This is a genomic window from Burkholderia sp. 4M9327F10, from assembly GCF_005503145.1.
GTDB lineage: Bacteria > Pseudomonadota > Gammaproteobacteria > Burkholderiales > Burkholderiaceae > Paraburkholderia.
On record NZ_SCNV01000144.1, the window covers coordinates 1 to 1307 of the forward strand.

At 65.0% G+C, this 1307-nt stretch carries 1 protein-coding gene; it reads right to left on the bottom strand.

The features are described 5' to 3' along the window. The coding region (locus tag FFS45_RS41470; RefSeq protein ID WP_249363140.1) for an NAD(P)/FAD-dependent oxidoreductase at positions 1–1307 on the bottom strand (1307 nt) is incomplete at both ends.

Consider the following 1307-nt stretch of genomic DNA (forward strand, 5'->3'; position numbering starts at 1 on the left):
TGCGAGGCCGGCTTGAGCATCTCGTGATCCGAATGCTGGTGATGCAGCGTCCACGGCACATTGCCGCCCAGCACCTTCTGCTCGAGGCCCACCATCAGCGTGCCCAGATACAGGCCCTTGCTCATCCACTGCTTGAAATTGCGTGCGCGATACAGCTCGGTATGCAGCCAGGAGGTCTTGAACGCTTCCGGATACGCCGTGAGCTCGTCCGACTGCCGGCCGGCCTGCACCGCGTCGAACGCAGCCTCAGCGGCCAGCATGCCGGTCTTGATCGCGGCATGCGAACCCTTGATGCGCGAGGCGTTCAGGAAGCCCGCGTCGTCGCCGACCAGCGCGCCGCCGGGGAACACCAGCTTCGGCAGCGAGAGCAGACCGCCCGCCGTGATGGCCCGCGCGCCGTACGAGACGCGCTTGCCGCCTTCGAGGAACGCGCGGATCGACGGATGCGTCTTGTAGCGCTGGAATTCCTCGAACGGCGACAGGTACGGGTTCGAGTAGCCGAGACCGACCACGAAGCCGATCATCACCTGGTTGTTGTCCAGGTGATAGAGGAACGAGCCGCCGTAGGTGTCATTCTCGAGCGGCCAGCCGGCCGTGTGGATCACGAGCCCCGGCTTGTGCTTCGACGGGTCGATCTCCCACAGCTCCTTGATGCCGATGCCGTAGACCTGCGGATCGGCGCCGTCGCGCAGCCTGAACTTGTCACTTAGCTGACGGCCCAGATGGCCGCGAGCGCCTTCGCAGAACAGCGTGTATTTCGCGTGCAGCTCCATGCCGAGCTGGAAGTTCTCGGTCGGCTGGCCGTCCTTGCCGATGCCCAGATTGCCGGTGGCGACGCCCTTGACCGAGCCGTCGTCGTTGTACAGCACTTCAGCGGCGGGAAAGCCCGGGAAGATTTCCACGCCCAGCGCCTCGGCCGTTGCCCCAAGCCAGCGCGTGACGTTGGCCAGACTGATGACGTAGTTGCCGTGATTCTTGAAGTTGTCCGGCAGCGCCCAGGTCGGCACGCTCTTCGAGCCCGTTTCGGAGAGGAACAGGAAGCGGTCCTCGGTCACTTCAACGTCCAGAGGCGCGCCTTTTTCCTTCCAGTCGGGAATCAGCTCGTTCAGCGCGCGGGGGTCCATGACCGCGCCGGAGAGGATGTGCGCCCCGATCTCCGAGCCCTTTTCCAGTACGCAGACGCCGATTTCGGCGCCTTTCTCCGCTGCCAGCTGCTTCAGGCGGATCGCCGCGGACAGGCCGGCGGGGCCACCGCCGACGATCACCACGTCGTATTCCATCGACTCGCGCGGGCCGTACTGCTCAAT